Here is a 16685-nt window from a genome sequence, read left to right as displayed (position 1 = left end):
CCCCCCGAATTATCCCGCTTACTTCGCCTTCTTGGCCTTGTTGGCTTCGGCGCGAGCAGCCTTTTTCTCGTGCTCGGGCTTGTCGGCGGCGATCACTTCGACCTTGCCGCCGGCCTTTTCGACCGCTTCGATGGCGCCCTTCGAGGCACCGGCGACCTTGAAGGTTACCTTGGCCTTGAGCTCGCCCTTGCCCAGCAGACGGACACCGTCCTTGCCACCCCGCGCGAGGCCGGCGGCCCGCAGCGTTTCATGGTCGAGCACCTTCGATCCGTCGAGCTTTTCGGCGTCGATGAACTTCTGGACCATGCCGATGTTCACTTCGGCGAAGTCCTTGCCGAACGGGTTGTTGAAGCCGCGCTTCGGCAGGCGCATGTGCAGCGGCATCTGGCCGCCTTCGAAGCCCTTGATGGCGACGCCCGAACGGCTCTTCTGGCCCTTCTGGCCGCGGCCGCCGGTCTTGCCCTTGCCCGAGCCGATGCCGCGTCCGATACGGATGCGGGTCTTACGTGCGCCGGGATTGTCGCGGATATCATTCAATTTCATAGTGCACTCGCTTTCGCTTTCTAACGCCCCGTGACGGGGTTCGCGCTGTTGGGAAGTGCGCGCCGATAGTCTGTTTGGCCGATCATGTCGACTCTCAATTGGACGGCGCGCACGCGGTAAACGAAATTGTCGTCCTAACGAAAAAGGCCGGGCAGCGATCGAACGCGGCCCGGCACTTTTGTTCGGCAGACAGGCTGCCTGATCAGTCGACCACGGTCACCAGATGCGGGATCTTGGCGATTGCGCCGCGCACCTCGGGGGTGTCCTGGCGCTCGACGATCTTGTGCATCTTGTTGAGGCCCAGACCGATCAGAATTTTCTTCTGGCTTTCCGGGCGCCGGATCGGCGAACCGATCTGCTTGATCTTGACGGTTTTCGCTTTGGCCATCGATCTTACTCCGCAATAGCGGCGGCGTCGGCTTCAGCCTCTGCTACCGAAGCGCCACCACGGCCAAGCAGGTCAGCGACCTTCTTGCCGCGACGCTGAGCCACCGACTTCGGCGAAGTCTGGTTGGTCAGCGCGTCGAACGTGGCGCGGATCATGTTGTAGGGGTTCGACGTACCGACCGACTTGGTCACCACGTCGGCAACGCCGAGGCTTTCGAACACGGCACGCATCGGACCGCCGGCGATGATGCCGGTACCCGGAGGTGCGGTACGAACGGTAACCTTGCCCGCGCCGAAACGACCCTTGCCGTCGTGATGGAGGGTACGGCCCTCCTTCAACGGGACGCGGACCATCATCTTGCGTGCAGCGGCAGTCGCCTTGCTGATCGCCTCAGGGACTTCGCGGGCCTTGCCCTTGCCGAACCCGACGCGGCCCTGGCCGTCACCCACCACGACCAGCGCAGCAAACCCGAAGCGCTTACCGCCCTTCACCGTCTTGCTGACGCGGTTGATGTGGACGAGCTTCTCGATGATGCCGTCGTCTTCTTCCTCGCGGCGTCCGCCACGACGGTTGTTGTCGCGGCCACCGCGGCCACGGCCACCGCCGCCACGGTTGTCACGACCGCCACGGCCACGACCTTCGCGCTGCTGCGGCTGCCCTTCGGCACCCTGTGCAGGGCTCTGGTTCGCTGCAGCTTCCGAAGGCGTGTCGGCGACAGCCGGCTCTTCCTTCGTGACCGCAGGCGTGGTCTCGGCCTTGGCCTCGGTCGTTTCGACCTTGGTTTCGGCTTCGGTGTTTTCGGTTTTGTTTTCGTCAGCCATCATCAGAACTCCAGCCCGCCTTCACGAGCGGCGTCGGCCAGCGCCTTAACGCGGCCATGGAACAGGAAACCACCGCGATCGAACACGACGGAGGTTACGCCGGCTTTCTGGGCAGCAGCGGCGATATCGCTGCCAACCTTCTTGGCGGCTTCGATATTGGCACCCGTACCGTCCGCGCCAAGCGTCGATGCTGCGGCGAGCGTCTTGCCGGCCGAATCGTCGATGATCTGCGCATAGATATGCTGGCCGGTGCGGTGCACCGATAGGCGGGGCCTGCCACCGGACACGTTGCGGAGCGCGGTGCGGACGCGGCGACGGCGACGTTCAAAGAGAGAGAGCTTTGCCATCTTACTTCTTCTTCCCTTCCTTGCGGAAGATATACTCGCCGCGGTACTTGATACCCTTGCCCTTGTAGGGCTCGGGCTTGCGCCACTTGCGGACGTTCGCCGCAAACTGGCCCACGGCCTGCTTGTCGATACCGCTGATTTCGACGGTAGTCTGGTCGGGCGTCTTGACCTCGATGCCCTCGGGCACGTCGAGATCGACGTCGTGCGAATAGCCGAGCTGAAGCTTGAGCTTCTTGCCCTGCGCCTGCGCACGGTAACCGACACCGTTGATCTCGAGGACCTTGGTGAAGCCTTCGGTCACGCCTTCGACCAGGTTCGAAACCATCGTGCGCTGCATGCCCCAGTGGTTGCGCGCCTGACGGGTCTCGTTGGCCGGCTTGACCGAGATCTCGCCGTCTTCCAGCTTGTATTCGATCAGGTCGGAAAGACCCATTTCGAGCGAGCCCTTGGGACCCTTCACGCTGAGCGTGTTGCCATTGATGTTGGCAGTGACCCCGCTGGGGATCGCCACCGAACGTTTGCCGATGCGGCTCATCAGAACACCTCCGCCAGCACTTCGCCGCCGACGTTCTCGGTGCGCGCTTCGGCGTCCGAAAGCACACCCTTGGGTGTCGAGACGATGGTGATGCCAAGGCCGTTGCGCACGATCGGAAGTTCCTTCGAACCCGAATAGACGCGGCGGCCCGGCTTGGAGACGCGGGCAACGTGCTTGATAGCAGGTTCGCCCTCGAAATATTTCAGTTCGATCCGCAGCTGTGCATGCTTGGCCGAAGCGTCATCGCTGTAGCCACGGATGTAGCCTTCGCGCTGGAGCACTTCGAGGACGTTCGCACGCAGCTTGCTGGCGGGCGAGAGGACACTGTCCTTCTTCGCGCGCTGGCCGTTGCGGATACGGGTGAGCATATCACCCAGGGGATCGGTCATAGCCATTTGTCTTTACCTCACCAGCTCGACTTGGTCAGGCCCGGAATCAGGCCCTTGTTGCCGAGGTCGCGCAGTTCGATGCGGTTGAGCCCGAACTTGCGGTAGTAGCCGCGCGGGCGGCCGGTGGTGGAGCAGCGGTTGCGCACCCGGGTCGGGTTCGCATTGCGCGGCAGTTCCGCCATCTTGAGACGCGCCATCAGGCGTTCGGTCTCGTCGAGCGATTCATCGTCAGCGATAGCCTTAAGCTTCGCGAACTTTTCCGCATACTGCTTGACGAGCTTCTTACGACGCTCGTTCTTGTTGATCGAACTCAGTTTCGCCATTGGACTTAAGTTCCTCTATTAGCGGCTCACGCCGCCTCCTTCTCTGCCGACTCTTCAGCCGGGAACGGGAAACCGAACAGGCGGAGCAGTTCGCGCGCCTCGTCGTCGGTCTTCGCCGTCGTGGTTACGATGATGTCCATCCCCCGGACCTTGTCGATCTGGTCGTAGCTGATCTCGGGAAAGATGATCTGTTCCTTCAGGCCCATGGCATAGTTGCCGTGGCCGTCGAACGACTTCGGGTTGAGCCCGCGAAAGTCACGGATGCGCGGCATGGCCACGGTCACCAGACGATCGAGAAACTCGTACATGCGTTCGCGGCGCAGGGTGACCTTGCAACCGATCGGCATGCCTTCACGCAGCTTGAACTGCGCGATCGACTTCTTGGCCTTGGTGATAACCGGCTTCTGACCGGCGATCAGGGCCATTTCCTCGGCCGCAGTCTGGACCTTCTTCTTGTCCTGGCTGGCTTCGCCGACGCCCATGTTGAGCGTGATCTTTTCCAGCCTGGGGACTTCGAGAGCGTTCTTGTAGCCGAACTTCTCGGTCATCGCCTTGACGACCTGGTCGTCATAGCGCTGCTTCATGCGGGGCGTATAATCAGCCATCGATAGTCTCCCCGGACTTTACGGCGACACGAACCTTCTTGCCGTCCTTTTCTTCGAAACGGACGCGAGTGGGCTTGCCATCCTTAGGGTCTGCCAGCGCAACCTTGCTCAGGTGCATCGGCGCTTCGAAGCGGTCGATGCCACCCTGCGGGTTCTGCTGGGTCGGCTTGCGGTGACGCGCGGCGATGTTGACGCCTTCGACGACGATCTTGCCATCCTTCGGCATGACCTTCGCGACGGTGCCGGTCTTGCCCTTGTCCTTGCCGGACAGGACGACGACGCTGTCACCCTTCTTGATCTTTGCGGCAGCCATTACAGCACCTCCGGAGCAAGCGAGATGATCTTCATGAAGCCGCGGCCGCGCAGTTCGCGGACCACCGGGCCGAAGATACGGGTACCGATCGGTTCTTCGCTCTTGTTCACGAGCACCGCGGCATTGCTGTCGAAGCGGATCACGCTGCCATCGGGGCGGCGTACGTCCTTCCTCGTGCGCACGATGACGGCGCGATGGACATCGCCCTTCTTCACCTTCGTGCGCGGCTGGGCTTCCTTGACGGAAACCACGATCACGTCGCCTACGGAAGCAGTCCGGCGCTTCGAGCCGCCCAGCACCTTGATGCACTGGACGCGCTTTGCGCCGCTGTTGTCCGCGACGTCGAGATTGGATTGCATCTGGATCATCGATCCGTTTCCTTCTCAATGGCTTGCCGGGACGATTGCCCGGCAGTTCCTACGTCAATAAAGCTCAGTTACCGGCGGCTTCGACAGCGAGGTCAGCCTCGACAGCCTGCGTGCCACCTGCGGTAACGCGGTCGATCACCTGCCAGGTCTTGGTCTTGGAGATCGGCTTGGTTTCTTCGATGCGCACGACGTCGCCGAGCGTGAACTCGTTCTTCTCGTCATGGGCATGGTACTTCTTCGAGCGGCGGATGATCTTCCCGTAGAGGGGATGCTTCACCTTGCGCTCGACGAGCACGGTAACGGTCTTGTCGGTCTTGTCGGAGGTGACGGTCCCGATCAGGATACGCTTGGGCATGGTCTACTCCTTAAGCCTTCGCTTCAGCCGAGCGCGAACGCTCGCTCTGCAGCGTCTTGATCTTGGCGATCGTCCGGCGAACTTCGCGGATGCGGGCCGGAGCTTCGAGCTGGTTCGTCGCCGCCTGGAAGCGGAGGTTGAACTGCTCGCGCTTGAGCGTCGTCAGCTCTTCGGACAGCTGGTCGTCCGACTTCTGGCGCAGGTCTTCGGTCTTGGCCATCATTCGCCTCCCAGGTGGGCGGTGTCGCCCAGACGGGCAACGACCTTGGTCTTGATCGGCAGCTTCATTGCTGCACGTTCGAATGCTTCGGCGGCCAGCGGGCCGGCAACGCCATCGAGTTCGAACAGGATGCGGCCCGGCTTGACGCGAGCAGCCCAGTATTCGACCGAACCCTTGCCCTTACCCTGACGGACTTCGGCAGGCTTCTTCGACACGGGCACATCGGGGAAGACGCGGATCCAGAGACGGCCCTGACGCTTGATGTGGCGCGTGATCGCGCGGCGAGCCGCTTCGATCTGGCGTGCAGTGATCCGCTCGGGCTCGAGCGCCTTCAGGCCGTAGGACCCGAAGTTCAGCGTGGTGCCACCCTTGGCCTGGCCATGGATCTTACCCTTGAACGCCTTGCGGTACTTGGTTTTCTTCGGTTGCAGCATGGTTCTTTCCTAATCCTGCAATCAGCGCGCCGGACGGACGCCCGAGGTCTGGGCTTCCATCATCAGGCGGTCATGGGCAGTCGGGTCATGCGCCAGGATTTCGCCCTTGAAGATCCAGCACTTGATGCCGATGATCCCGTAGGCGGTCAGCGCTTCGGCTTCCGCATAGTCGACGTTTGCACGCAGCGTGTGAAGCGGAACGCGGCCTTCGCGATACCATTCCACGCGGGCGATTTCGGCACCGCCGAGACGGCCACCGCAAACGATCTTGATGCCTTCGGCGCCAAGCCGCAGGGCCGACTGCACCGCACGCTTCATGGCGCGGCGGAAGGCGACACGGCGGATCAGCTGATCGGCAATGCCCTGGGCGACGAGCTTGGCATCGATTTCCGGCTTGCGGATTTCAACGATGTTCAGCTTCACTTCGCTTGCGGTCATCTTGGCCAGCTTGGTGCGCAGCTTTTCGATGTCCGCGCCCTTCTTGCCGATGATGACACCGGGACGGGCAGCATAGATCGAGATGCGGCACAGCTTGGCCGGACGTTCGATCACGACCTTCGAGATCGCCGCCTGCGGCAGGCTGTTCACGATGTGCTTGCGGATTTCGATGTCTTCGCTGAGCAGCTTGGCATAGTCGCGCCCTTCGGCGTACCAGCGGCTGTCCCAGGTGCGGTTGATCTGCAGACGCAGACCGATCGGATTGCTCTTCTGACCCATCTTACGCCTCTTCCTGCTCGCGGACGACGATGCGCAGGCGGCTGAACGGCTTCAGGATGCGCGTCGACTTGCCGCGGCCACGCGTGTGGAACCGCTTCATGGTGATCGACTTGCCCACCGAAGCCTCGGCAACGACCAGCGCGTCAACATCGAGGTTATGGTTGTTTTCCGCATTGGCGATCGCCGATGCGAGGACCTTGGTGGCGTCCCTAGCCATCGCCTTCTTCGAGAAAGCGAGGATATTGAGCGCCTCTTCGGCCTTCTTGCCGCGGATCAGACCGGCAACGAGATTGAGCTTCTGCGCCGAACCACGGATCGTGGTACCAACGGCCAGAGCCTCGTTATCCGCAACGCGGCGGGGTGCTTTCTGCTTGCTCATCAGCGCTTACCCTTCTTGTCGGCAGCATGACCCGGGAAGGTGCGCGTGGGCGCGAACTCGCCGAGCTTGTGGCCGACCATCTCTTCCGAGACGGAGACCGGGATGAACTTGTGTCCGTTGTAGACGTTGAACGTCAGACCAACGAACTGCGGCAGGATGGTGGAACGGCGCGACCAAGTCTTGATCGGCTTGGAGCCACCGGCGTCCTGGGCGGTCTCTGCCTTCTTCAGAAGGCTGAGCTCGACGAACGGACCTTTCCAGACGGAACGAGCCATGTCGGATTACCTCTTTTTCTTCGCGTGGCGCGAACGGATGATCATCTTGTCCGTCTGCTTGTTCTTGCGGGTACGGGCGCCCTTGGTCGGCTTGCCCCACGGAGTGACCGGGTGACGGCCACCGCTGGTGCGGCCTTCACCGCCGCCGTGCGGGTGGTCGACCGGGTTCTTGGCGACACCGCGGGTCAGCGGCTTGATGCCCATCCAGCGACGACGACCGGCCTTGCCCAGGTTCTGGTTCTGGTTGTCCGGGTTCGACACGGCACCGACCGTTCCCATGCAGTCGGCGCGCAGGTAACGCTGCTCGCCGCTGTTGAGACGCACGATGACCATCCCGCGGTCACGACCGACCAGCTGGACGTAGGAACCGGCTGCGCGGGCGATCTGGCCGCCCTTGCCCGGCTTCATTTCCACGTTGTGGCAGATCGTACCGACCGGCATCTGGCCGAGCAGCATGGCGTTGCCGGGCTTGGTGTCGGCCTTCTCGGCAGCGATGACCTTGTCACCGACAGCGAGACGCTGCGGAGCGAGGATGTAGGCCAGTTCGCCGTCGGTGTACTTGACCAGGGCGATGAACGCGGTCCGGTTGGGATCGTATTCAAGCCGTTCGACGGTGCCTTCGACGTCCCACTTGCGACGCTTGAAGTCAACGTAGCGGTACTTCTGCTTGTGGCCGCCGGCCATGCCGCGCGAAGTGACGTGGCCCTTGTTGTTGCGGCCACCGGTCTTGCGCTTGCCTTCGACGAGCGACTTGACCGGCTTGCCCTTGTAGAGGCCCGACTTGTCGACGAGGATCAGGCCGCGACGGCCCGGGCTCGTTGGTTTGTAGTTCTTGAGTGCCATTTCTCTCTAGCCCCTCAGATACCGCTGGTGACGTCGATGGAATCGCCGTCTTTCAGAGTGACGATGGCTTTCTTCATGTCCGTGCGCTTGTAGGGCTTGCCCTTCCAGCGCTTGGTCTTGCCCTTCGTCACGATGGTGTTCACGCCCATGACCTTGACGTCGAAGATAGCCTCGATCGCTTCCTTGATCTGCGGCTTGCTCGCATCATTGGCGACCTTGAAGACGACGGCGTTGTTTTCCGACGCCAGCGTGGCCTTCTCGGTGATGTGCGGTGCGAGCACGACGTCGTAGTGACGCGCTTCCACTTCCTGCTTCTTAGCCATTGAACCGGGCCTCCAGCTTTTCGACCGCGTCCTTGGTGAGGACCAGCGTGTCGTGCTTCAGGATGTCGTAGACGTTCGCGCCCATGGCCGGCAGTACGTTGACGCCGGGCAGGTTGCGGGCCGCCTTGCTGAAGCCATCGTCGACGCTTGCGCCGTCGATGACCAGAACCTTGCCGTTCCAGCCAGCCTTGTCGAACAGGCCCTTGAGCGCCTTGGTCTTGGCGTCCTTGAGCTCGAGGCTGTCGACGACGACAAGGCCGTCCTTCGCCTTGCTCGACAGAGCCATCTTGAGGCCGAGTGCGCGGACCTTCTTGTTCAGCGACTGCTCGAAGTCACGCTTGCGCGCGCCATGAGCCTTACCGCCGCCAATGAAGATCGGAGCGCCGCGGTCGCCGTGACGAGCGCCGCCCGAACCCTTCTGCGGGCCGAACTTCTTGCCGGTGCGCGCGACATCCGAACGCTCACGCGTCGGACGGGCGGTGCCGCGGCGGTTTTCGAGCTGCCAGGTGACAACGCGATGCAGGATATCGGCACGCGGCTCGACACCGAAGACGTCATCGTTCAGTTCGATGTCGCCCGACGCCTTGCCGTCGATTTTCTGGACCTTCACCTTCACGGATCAGCCCTCCTTGTTTTCGTCCGAGCCGGTGTCGGCTGCGGGCGTATCGGTGGTGTTTTCGGTTTCGGCACCAGCTTCCTGTTCCTTCAGCAGCGCTTCCTGCTGCTCGGGGGAAACTTCCGTACCGGGCTCGTGCTCGGCAGCGCTCTCGACCAGGCCGGCATCAGCTTCCTGATGCTCGAACTCGTCGCGGTTGCGATACATCACGCCGGGGAACGGGAGTTCGCCGTGCGCAATCTTGACCGCATCCTTGACCAGCAGCCAACCGTTCTTCGCGCCCGGGACCGAACCCTTGACGAAGAGCAGGCCGCGATCGGCGTCGGTGCGAACGATCTCGAGGTTCTGCTGGGTGCGCTGACGGTCGCCCATGTGGCCAGCCATCTTCTTGCCCTTGAACACGCGGCCCGGATCCTGACGGTTACCCGTCGAACCGTGCGAACGGTGCGAGAGCGAAACGCCGTGCGTCGCCCGCAGACCACCGAAGCCCCAGCGCTTCATCGCGCCGGCAAAACCCTTACCCTGGGTGTGACCGGTGATGTCGACCTTCTGGCCAGCAATGAAGTGTTCGGCCGAAATGCGGGCACCGACCGGAAGCAGGGCTTCTTCGGTGTCGACGCGGAATTCGGCGACCTTCATCTTAAGCGGAACTTCAGCCTTGGCGAAAGCTTCGCGCTGCGGCTTGTTGACGTTCTTCTGCTTGGCTTCGCCCGAGCCGACCTGAACCGCGAAATAACCATCGCGATCTTCGGTGCGGTGAGCAGTAACCTGGCAATTTTCCAGAGCGAGAACGGTAACCGGCACGTGCCGGCCGTCCTCCTGGAAGAGGCGGGTCATCCCGACTTTCTTTGCGATAACGCCTGTGCGCATCGTAAAACTCCTAACACAGAGGCACCCCGGCCCATCCGAGGTGCTTGCCAGCCCGTTTTAAGATGCGTCGCCCCGTCCGGGCTGAGTGCCACCTCGGCAAATTGCCTTGGTAGCGAGACGGGGGACGCAGACCCGGATCAATCCGGCGGTATCCCGATGTCTTGCCGAACCTCGCGGTCCAGCGGGGCTATCGAGTGCCCCGAAACTTTGCGGCCAGTTAGCGTCTGGCCAGCTCGACGGCAAATCCCGCCATGCGGGACTTGCGGCAAACTCTTAAGCGAGCTTGATTTCGACGTTCACGCCCGCAGCAAGGTCGAGCTTCATCAGCGCGTCGACCGTCTGGGCGTTCGGCTGCACGATGTCGAGCAGCCGCTTGTAGGTACGCACCTCGAACTGCTCGCGCGACTTTTTGTCGATGTGCGGGCCGCGGTTCACGGTGAATTTCTCGATGCGCGTCGGCATGGGAATGGGGCCGCGAATAAGTGCACCCGTACGACGCGCGGTGTCTGCAATTTCGCCAGTTGCCTGGTCGAGAACGCGATGGTCGAACGCCTTGAGGCGAATGCGGATATTCTGAGCTTCCATTACCTACACCGATGCGAAAGAGCCAATGGACCAACAAAGGTCCACAAAAAAGAAAGGCCCGCCCTGTCAGCGCCCGGTTTCCCGGAACGGGCGACCTTTCATGAATTCGTTGGCGAGGCCGCCAATGGCGGTGATTCCTCATCCTGTGAGCGCGCCTATACGGGTGAGTCACCGGTCTGGCAACCCCTCAATCCCGCCGATCTGAAGATGACGGAATATGACACGGCGACCCGTGCCCGAAGAACGGTTAGCACGCTCTCATAAAACGAAGGCCCGCCCCTCGTGACGAGGAGCGGGCCCGCGATTTGACTGTGATCGACGAAGCTTACTTCGTGATGTTGGCCACGACGCCCGAGCCGACGGTGCGACCGCCTTCGCGGATTGCGAAGCGCAGGCCTTCGTCCATGGCGATCGGCGCGATCAGCTTGACGTTGATCGTCACGTTGTCGCCCGGCATCACCATTTCGGTGCCTTCGGGAAGGATCACTTCGCCGGTGACGTCGGTGGTGCGGAAGTAGAACTGCGGACGGTAGTTCGCGAAGAACGGCGTGTGACGGCCGCCTTCGTCCTTCGACAGGACGTAGACTTCTGCGCTGAACTCAGTGTGCGGCGTAACCGAACCGGGCTTGGCCAGAACCTGGCCACGCTCGACGTCGTCACGTGCAACACCGCGGATGAGCGCACCGATGTTGTCGCCGGCTTCGCCGCGATCGAGCAGCTTGCGGAACATTTCAACGCCGGTGACGGTCGTCTTGGTGGTGTCCTTGATGCCGACGATTTCGCATTCGTCGCCAACGTTCACAACGCCGGTTTCGACACGGCCGGTGACAACCGTACCACGACCCGAGATCGAGAACACGTCTTCGATCGGCATCAGGAATGCCTGGTCGACCGGACGTTCCGGCTGCGGGATGTGCTCGTCGACAGCAGCCATCAGTTCACGGATGGAGTTTTCGCCGATTTCCGGATCACGGCCTTCGAGAGCGGCCAGAGCCGAACCCTTGACGATGGGAATATCGTCGCCGTCGAAGCCGTATTCGCTCAGCAGTTCGCGAACTTCCAGTTCGACGAGTTCGAGGATTTCCTCGTCGTCGACCTGGTCGACCTTGTTCATGTAGACAACCAGTGCGGGAACGCCGACCTGACGCGAAAGCAGGATGTGCTCGCGGGTCTGGGGCATCGGGCCGTCGGCTGCGTTCACGACCAGGATCGCGCCGTCCATCTGGGCAGCACCGGTGATCATGTTCTTCACGTAGTCGGCGTGACCCGGGCAATCGACGTGCGCATAGTGGCGGTTGTCGGTTTCATACTCGACGTGTGCGGTCGAGATGGTGATGCCACGCTCGCGCTCTTCGGGCGCCTTGTCGATGTTAGCAAAGTCGACGGCCGAACCGAGGACCTTGGTGATCGCCGCGGTCAGCGTGGTCTTGCCATGGTCGACGTGACCAATGGTGCCCACGTTGACGTGCGGCTTGTTACGCTCGAACTTTTCCTTCGCCATTTTCCAATAACCTCTGTCTTAAAATTTGGGATTTCTGCGGGGAGGAAACGGCGCCCGCTGAATCAGGCGCCGCCCCTAGACCTCAAAGCTGGCTTACGCAAGCTTCTCCTTGACTTCCTGCGCGACACTGGCCGGCACTTCGTCGTAGTGGCTGAACTGCATCGAGTACTGCGCACGGCCCTGAGTGAACGAACGCAGCTCGTTCACGTAGCCGAACATGTTGGCCAGCGGGACGAAAGCATCGACCGCCTGGGCATTGCCGCGGCTGTCGGTGCCCTGGATCTGGCCACGACGCGAGTTGATGTCGCCGATGACGTCGCCGAGGTAGTCCTCGGGAGTCACGACTTCGACCTTCATCACCGGCTCGAGCAGCTTGATACCGGCACGCTCGGCCACTTCGCGCATCGCACCGCGACCGGCGATTTCGAACGCGATCGCCGACGAGTCGACATCGTGATACGCACCGTCGTACAGCGTGACGCTGAAGTCGATGATCGGGAAGCCGACGAGATGGCCGCTTTCGGCCTGCTCGCGGAAGCCCTTCTCGATCGCGGGGATGTATTCCTTTGGAATGTTACCGCCCTTGATCTCGTCTTCGAAGACGAAGCCCTGGCCGCGCTCACCCGGGGTGACCTTGACCTTGACGCGGCCGAACTGGCCCGAGCCACCCGACTGCTTCTTGTGGGTGTAGTCGACGTCGACCGGCTTGCCGAGATATTCGCGGTAAGCCACCTGCGGCGCACCGACATTGGCCTCGACCTTGAACTCGCGCTTCATGCGATCGACGAGGATGTCGAGGTGAAGCTCGCCCATGCCCTTGATGATCGTCTGACCGCTTTCGTGGTCGGTCGACACGCGGAAGCTGGGATCCTCGGCAGCCAGGCGGTTGAGCGCGACGCCCATCTTTTCCTGGTCGGCCTTGGTCTTGGGTTCGACCGACAGCTCGATGACCGGTTCGGGGAACTCCATCCGTTCGAGAATGATCGGATTGGCCGGATCGCACAGCGTGTCGCCGGTGGTGGTTTCCTTCAGGCCGGCAATCGCCACGATGTCGCCCGCGAAGGCCTCATCGATGTCTTCGCGATTGTTCGAGTGCATCAGCAGCATGCGGCCGATCTTTTCCTTCTTCTCCTTGACCGAGTTCAGGACCGAACCCTTGGTCAGGTGACCCGAATAGACACGGGTGAAGGTGAGCGAGCCGACGAACGGGTCGTTCATGATCTTGAAGGCCAGGGCCGAGAACGGCGCTTCGTCCGACGACGGGCGCGTCTGCTCTTCGTCGCTGTCGGGCAGCACGCCCTTGATGGCCGGCACGTCGAGCGGGCTCGGCATGTAGTCGACCACCGCGTCGAGCAGGGGCTGGACGCCCTTGTTCTTGAACGCCGAGCCACAGATCACGGGCACGAAGTCGCGCGCCATGGTGCCCTTGCGGATCAGCTTCTTGAGCGTCGCTGCGTCGGGCTCTTCGCCTTCAAGATAGGCTTCCATGACATCGTCGTCCTGTTCGACGGCGGTCTCGATCAGCTTTTCGCGATATTCGGCGGCCTTGTCAGCGAGGTCGGCGGGGATGTCGACATACTTGAAGTCAGCGCCAAGCCCGTCGTTTTCCCAGACGATACCGCGGTTATTCACGAGGTCGACCACGCCCGACAGATCACTTTCCGCGCCGATCGGGAGATAGAGCACCAGCGGGGTGGCGCCGAGACGGTCGATGATCGACTGCACGCAATAATAAAAATCGGCGCCGGTGCGGTCGAGTTTGTTGATGAAGCACATGCGCGGGACGCCGTACTTGTCGGCCTGGCGCCAGACGGTTTCGGACTGGGGTTCGACCCCGGCTACGCCGTCGAACACGGCAACCGCACCGTCGAGCACGCGCAGGCTGCGTTCGACTTCGATGGTGAAGTCGACGTGCCCGGGGGTGTCGATGATGTTGATGCGGTGCTTCTCGCCCTTGCCGTCCTCGTTCTGCCAGAACGTGGTCGTCGCGGCCGAGGTGATGGTGATGCCGCGTTCCTGCTCCTGCTCCATCCAGTCCATCGTCGCGGCGCCGTCATGGACTTCGCCGATCTTGTAGGACTTGCCGGTGTAGTAGAGGATACGCTCGGTCGTGGTGGTCTTGCCGGCATCGATGTGGGCCATGATGCCGATGTTGCGGTACCGCTCCAGCGGATATTCGCGAGCCATGTGGATTTCCTCGATTTCGGGGTTAGCGCAGCTGCACGCCCCATATGGGTATCAGTATGACCGCTTGAAGACCGCGGGGAAGGAAACCCCCTCCCCCGGCCTTACAAGCAGGGCGCCCTACCAGCGATAATGCGAGAAGGCGCGGTTGGCGTCCGCCATGCGGTGCGTGTCTTCGCGCTTCTTGACCGCATTGCCGCGGTTGTTGGCCGCATCCATAAGCTCGCCCGAGAGACGGGCCGACATGGTGGTTTCCGGACGGCTGCGTGCCGCCGAGATCAGCCAGCGGATGGCCAGCGCCTGGGCGCGTTCGGGACGCACTTCGACGGGGACCTGGTAGGTCGCACCGCCGACGCGGCGGCTGCGCACTTCGACCTGCGGCTTGATGTTTTCCAGCGCGGTGTGGAACATTTCCACCGGGTTCGCCTTGGCCTTGGCCTCGACCACGTCGAGCGCGGTGTAGACGATGCCTTCGGCAACCGCCTTGCGGCCGTCATACATCAGGTTGTTCATGAACTTCGACAGCACCTGATCACCAAACTTGGGATCGGGCAGGATTTCCCGCTTCTCGGGACGACGACGACGTGACATTTTTTCAAACTCCTTCGGAGTGCGGCGAAACCTCCGTTTCGCCTTGCGGCTCCGGCCCGCTCCATCTTTCCGACCTTCTGGCCGGCCACCCAGAGACTACCTCGATGGGGTAGCCGGGAGGAGGATCGAACCGGATCCGCGTGAAAACCAATTCCCGGGCTCTGTGTCGGCCCGGCTCCCTCTCCCGACCACCCTATCGGACAATGCCATGGGTGGTCGGGAGGGGGAGACGGGCTGGCGCAGAGGTCGACACGGATGTGTCGACCGCACCCGAAAACAAAAACCCTACTTAGGCCGCTTGGCGCCGTATTTCGAACGGCTCTGCTTGCGGTCCTTGACACCCTGCGTGTCGAGCACGCCGCGCAGGACGTGGTAGCGCACGCCGGGAAGGTCGCGCACACGGCCGCCGCGGATCAGCACGACGCTGTGTTCCTGCAGGTTGTGGCCTTCGCCGGGGATGTAGGAGATGACTTCGCGCTGGTTGGTCAGGCGGACCTTGGCCACTTTACGCAGAGCCGAGTTCGGCTTCTTCGGGGTCGTCGTGTAGACGCGGGTGCAGACACCGCGCTTCTGCGGGTTCTGTTCCATCGCAGGGACCTTGCTCTTGGCCTTCTGCGGAACGCGGCCCTTGCGGACCAGCTGGTTGATCGTCGGCATGAGTTCTCTCTTCACCGTGTGCCCGGCCCGGATGGGCCAAAGCGTTGAAGGTGACGACTAGCGGGTTATCGGCGGTGTGATTTGGTCCAGCGCCACCCCAGCGCAGGCTGGGGTCTGTTTCCGCAAGCGCGACGCAAGCGGCACGAGATTCCAGCGTTCGCTGGAATGACGACTGAACTGAATCACTCCACCCACGGCCCACATGGCCACCGGGTTACTTTGACGGCTGCCCCGAGCGTTCCCAGAGGGATCGCTGCAATAGAAAAAGCCCGGGCGCATGACGCACCAGGCTCCGGGACATGACCGGCAATGTTCAGCTCTATCTGCCCTGTGAGGGAATCACGCGAGGCGGTTCCTGCACCGGATGGGGGCGCACATAGTTGGATGGGGGTGCGCGGTCAAGGGTGGGCGGAGTAGAGCACCTTCTCCTCATCCCCCTCGATCGTGACCAGCTTCCAATCCGAGAAAGAACACCAATCGCGCATGTCATGAGCGTCGAGTGTCACGCTTGCGGTGATGGAGAATGATTGCCAACCGAGATTACGAGGCGGAGTTGCTAGCAAAATGGCATTCTCACCGCTCACGATAAACAATCCTTTTGCCAGAGCTTGATCGAAGCAAGAACCAGTTCTGGACATAGGATCAATTCGGATCGAGACCTCAGGAAACTCGGAGTAAACCTCAATTGACGGGATTTCTCCTATCGACGGCAAGCCCCCATCCTGTGGGTAGATAACAGCGAGCTTAGACTGCTCGCCATCCTGCAATACATGATTGATAATCTGAATGACTTGATATTCATCGTCTGGAAACGAGCTGGCATAGAATTTTCCGACCTCTAGATCAGACCGCCCGACCACACGCACAATACCCTTCAACAACATCCCTATTCCCATCCGTTTCTCAAATCTGTCCGACCGCACTCCGGACAGCGAACAGCAGATGTGCGACGCCTATCACGTTCGGCCTGAGCAACCTCTTCCTCAGTCAATACGTCGGTTGTAAAGCGATAACCGCAATTGTTACATCTTTTTCGTATTGAGACAGGCAATGCTTACACTCCAACTTCTCTGCCAGATTCACTGGAATACAGCCTCACCCTACTGGGACCATCCTGAATCGAAATCGTCCAATTGGGAAAGGAAATCGCGGCCCCGCTTGGCGACGAAGGAAGCCCACCTAGCAATGTTACGGGACCGATCGCACCAGTCGAAAATCGCTCCGTTGCAGTCGCCATAAGCAAATTTTGGCTACTTCTGAGCATCGCTCCTGCCGGCATAGCATAAGGTTCGGCGGGGCTTGAGAGGTCAATCTCAAAGATCAATTTAGGTATGATAATGCCGGAATGAGGTGTATTACCACTACACTCGAAAGCTCGATATCCTCCAGCGTCATTAATCGCTATTGCGAACTTGCCTTGGTCGCTGACACCGACGAGAAAATCATGCCTATTTGGCTCCGCAGCCAAGACCAGCGACGTTTCGACTACATCAGCCAAACTCC

General features: G+C 61.4%; 26 protein-coding genes. All 26 read right to left on the bottom strand.

The features are described from left to right. Positions 1 to 18: 18 nt before the first annotated feature. The 26 genes from rplO to GRI55_RS06550 all read right to left on the bottom strand — a co-directional run bounded on the left by rplO (position 19) and on the right by GRI55_RS06550 (position 16066). Positions 19 to 543: a 50S ribosomal protein L15 gene (gene rplO, locus GRI55_RS06675; protein WP_050599039.1), complete on the bottom strand. Its 525-nt coding sequence runs from the start codon at positions 541 to 543 to the stop codon at positions 19 to 21. Between the two features lie 202 nt (positions 544 to 745). Next, positions 746 to 931, bottom strand: a complete 186-nt coding sequence (rpmD, locus tag GRI55_RS06670; RefSeq protein WP_050599040.1) for a 50S ribosomal protein L30 — start codon at positions 929 to 931, stop codon at positions 746 to 748. Positions 932 to 936: 5 nt separating this feature from the next. Next, the gene (rpsE, locus tag GRI55_RS06665) at positions 937 to 1755 is read right to left on the bottom strand and encodes a 30S ribosomal protein S5 (protein WP_063505561.1); all 819 of its coding nucleotides are present in this window, start codon (positions 1753 to 1755) and stop codon (positions 937 to 939) included. Next, a complete protein-coding gene (gene rplR / locus GRI55_RS06660; RefSeq protein WP_050599042.1) occupies positions 1755 to 2099 on the bottom strand; it encodes a 50S ribosomal protein L18 in 345 nt (114 codons plus the stop codon). The genes rpsE and rplR overlap by 1 nt, the downstream gene beginning before the upstream one ends. Position 2100: 1 nt before the next feature. After that, on the bottom strand, positions 2101 to 2634 hold the full coding sequence (gene rplF, locus GRI55_RS06655; protein WP_050599043.1) for a 50S ribosomal protein L6: 534 nt from the start codon (positions 2632 to 2634) through the stop codon (positions 2101 to 2103). Next, positions 2634 to 3029 (bottom strand): 30S ribosomal protein S8, encoded by a 396-nt coding sequence (gene rpsH / locus GRI55_RS06650; protein ID WP_050599044.1) that lies wholly within the window; start codon positions 3027 to 3029, stop codon positions 2634 to 2636. Before rpsH ends, rplF begins: the two co-directional genes overlap by 1 nt. Positions 3030 to 3040: 11 nt before the next feature. Continuing rightward, positions 3041 to 3346: a 30S ribosomal protein S14 gene (gene rpsN, locus GRI55_RS06645; protein WP_050599045.1), complete on the bottom strand. Its 306-nt coding sequence runs from the start codon at positions 3344 to 3346 to the stop codon at positions 3041 to 3043. Positions 3347 to 3372: 26 nt separating this feature from the next. Continuing rightward, a complete protein-coding gene (rplE, locus tag GRI55_RS06640; RefSeq protein ID WP_050599046.1) occupies positions 3373 to 3951 on the bottom strand; it encodes a 50S ribosomal protein L5 in 579 nt (192 codons plus the stop codon). Next, a complete protein-coding gene (gene rplX / locus GRI55_RS06635; protein WP_050599047.1) occupies positions 3944 to 4264 on the bottom strand; it encodes a 50S ribosomal protein L24 in 321 nt (106 codons plus the stop codon). The genes rplE and rplX overlap by 8 nt, the downstream gene beginning before the upstream one ends. Then, on the bottom strand, positions 4264 to 4632 hold the full coding sequence (gene rplN / locus GRI55_RS06630; RefSeq protein ID WP_050599048.1) for a 50S ribosomal protein L14: 369 nt from the start codon (positions 4630 to 4632) through the stop codon (positions 4264 to 4266). The genes rplX and rplN overlap by 1 nt, the downstream gene beginning before the upstream one ends. Positions 4633 to 4696: 64 nt before the next feature. Further along, on the bottom strand, positions 4697 to 4987 hold the full coding sequence (gene rpsQ / locus GRI55_RS06625; protein ID WP_050599049.1) for a 30S ribosomal protein S17: 291 nt from the start codon (positions 4985 to 4987) through the stop codon (positions 4697 to 4699). A gap of 10 nt (positions 4988 to 4997) precedes the next feature. Further along, the gene (gene rpmC / locus GRI55_RS06620) at positions 4998 to 5207 is read right to left on the bottom strand and encodes a 50S ribosomal protein L29 (protein ID WP_050599065.1); all 210 of its coding nucleotides are present in this window, start codon (positions 5205 to 5207) and stop codon (positions 4998 to 5000) included. Then, the gene (rplP, locus tag GRI55_RS06615; RefSeq protein WP_050599050.1) at positions 5207 to 5641 is read right to left on the bottom strand and encodes a 50S ribosomal protein L16; all 435 of its coding nucleotides are present in this window, start codon (positions 5639 to 5641) and stop codon (positions 5207 to 5209) included. The genes rpmC and rplP overlap by 1 nt, the downstream gene beginning before the upstream one ends. 21 nt (positions 5642 to 5662) lie before the next feature. Beyond that, positions 5663 to 6358 (bottom strand): 30S ribosomal protein S3, encoded by a 696-nt coding sequence (rpsC, locus tag GRI55_RS06610; protein ID WP_050599051.1) that lies wholly within the window; start codon positions 6356 to 6358, stop codon positions 5663 to 5665. Position 6359: 1 nt separating this feature from the next. Continuing rightward, the gene (rplV, locus tag GRI55_RS06605) at positions 6360 to 6737 is read right to left on the bottom strand and encodes a 50S ribosomal protein L22 (RefSeq protein WP_050599052.1); all 378 of its coding nucleotides are present in this window, start codon (positions 6735 to 6737) and stop codon (positions 6360 to 6362) included. Beyond that, positions 6737 to 7012, bottom strand: a complete 276-nt coding sequence (gene rpsS, locus GRI55_RS06600) for a 30S ribosomal protein S19 (protein ID WP_050599053.1) — start codon at positions 7010 to 7012, stop codon at positions 6737 to 6739. The genes rplV and rpsS overlap by 1 nt, the downstream gene beginning before the upstream one ends. 6 nt (positions 7013 to 7018) lie before the next feature. Then, positions 7019 to 7855 carry a 50S ribosomal protein L2 gene (gene rplB, locus GRI55_RS06595; RefSeq protein WP_050599054.1) on the bottom strand — a complete coding sequence of 279 codons (837 nt, stop codon included), beginning with the start codon at positions 7853 to 7855 and terminating at the stop codon, positions 7019 to 7021. 14 nt (positions 7856 to 7869) lie between these two features. After that, complete coding sequence (locus tag GRI55_RS06590) at positions 7870 to 8178, bottom strand: 50S ribosomal protein L23 (protein WP_050599055.1); 309 nt, start codon at positions 8176 to 8178, stop codon at positions 7870 to 7872. Beyond that, positions 8171 to 8794, bottom strand: coding sequence for a 50S ribosomal protein L4 (gene rplD, locus GRI55_RS06585; RefSeq protein WP_050599056.1), 624 nt, complete (start codon positions 8792 to 8794; stop codon positions 8171 to 8173). The genes GRI55_RS06590 and rplD overlap by 8 nt, the downstream gene beginning before the upstream one ends. Before the next feature lie 3 nt (positions 8795 to 8797). Beyond that, the gene (gene rplC, locus GRI55_RS06580; RefSeq protein WP_050599057.1) at positions 8798 to 9664 is read right to left on the bottom strand and encodes a 50S ribosomal protein L3; all 867 of its coding nucleotides are present in this window, start codon (positions 9662 to 9664) and stop codon (positions 8798 to 8800) included. Between the two features lie 273 nt (positions 9665 to 9937). Then, complete coding sequence (gene rpsJ / locus GRI55_RS06575) at positions 9938 to 10249, bottom strand: 30S ribosomal protein S10 (protein ID WP_006831877.1); 312 nt, start codon at positions 10247 to 10249, stop codon at positions 9938 to 9940. Positions 10250 to 10574: 325 nt separating this feature from the next. Then, entirely contained in the window at positions 10575 to 11750 is a 1176-nt protein-coding gene (tuf, locus tag GRI55_RS06570) for an elongation factor Tu (RefSeq protein WP_160766615.1), read from the bottom strand. A 93-nt stretch (positions 11751 to 11843) separates the two neighbouring features. Next, the gene (gene fusA / locus GRI55_RS06565; protein ID WP_050599059.1) at positions 11844 to 13937 is read right to left on the bottom strand and encodes an elongation factor G; all 2094 of its coding nucleotides are present in this window, start codon (positions 13935 to 13937) and stop codon (positions 11844 to 11846) included. A 117-nt stretch (positions 13938 to 14054) separates the two neighbouring features. Next, positions 14055 to 14525: a 30S ribosomal protein S7 gene (gene rpsG, locus GRI55_RS06560; protein ID WP_050599060.1), complete on the bottom strand. Its 471-nt coding sequence runs from the start codon at positions 14523 to 14525 to the stop codon at positions 14055 to 14057. A 285-nt stretch (positions 14526 to 14810) separates the two neighbouring features. Beyond that, entirely contained in the window at positions 14811 to 15182 is a 372-nt protein-coding gene (gene rpsL / locus GRI55_RS06555; RefSeq protein ID WP_006831873.1) for a 30S ribosomal protein S12, read from the bottom strand. Positions 15183 to 15580: 398 nt separating this feature from the next. Further along, entirely contained in the window at positions 15581 to 16066 is a 486-nt protein-coding gene (locus GRI55_RS06550) for a hypothetical protein (protein ID WP_160766614.1), read from the bottom strand. Positions 16067 to 16685: the final 619 nt, after the last annotated feature.

This window comes from Qipengyuania citrea, assembly GCF_009828015.1.
GTDB classification, from domain to species: Bacteria; Pseudomonadota; Alphaproteobacteria; order Sphingomonadales; family Sphingomonadaceae; genus Qipengyuania; species Qipengyuania citrea.
The sequence above is the reverse complement of the archived record's forward strand: the minus strand, read 5'-3'. Positions and strand labels throughout refer to the sequence as shown.